General features: G+C 57.7%; 1 protein-coding gene. It reads right to left on the bottom strand.

The annotated features are described in order from the left end of the window. Positions 1–383 (bottom strand): ankyrin repeat domain-containing protein (locus ACH65_RS20410; RefSeq protein WP_049624058.1); only part of this gene is annotated, 383 nt, incomplete at both ends.

A 383-nucleotide genomic window follows, 5' to 3' on the forward strand; every position in this document is an offset into this window, starting at 1 on the left:
AACAGCCAGTAGGTCTGCTCGAAGCCGCCTGCGAAGGCGTAATCGGACAAGATCGTCGTGCCGTTGCTCTTATTGTTGATGTTTGCTCCGCGCTCGACCAGAAGCTGCACGTTCTTCCATTGGTTGTGCCAGATGAAGGACTGAAACAGCAGATTTTCTTCATTAGTATTCTGGGCGTTGGGGTCACCGCCGTGATCGAGCAACAGCTTCAGATAGACCGGATCGTCCTGCTTGGCCGCCCAGACCATCGCGTTGTCGTAGTCGAAATGGTCACTGACGCTGCCGTCCGCGAACTTCCTGACGGTGTGCCCCGGCTTGCGCGCATTCGGATCCGCCCCGTTGTCCAGCATGGCCTTCAGACCCGCCGGGTTGAGCGTGAACAC

Origin of the sequence: Frateuria defendens (assembly GCF_001182895.1) — a bacterium.
Taxonomy (GTDB): domain Bacteria; phylum Pseudomonadota; class Gammaproteobacteria; order Xanthomonadales; family Rhodanobacteraceae; genus Frateuria_B; species Frateuria_B defendens.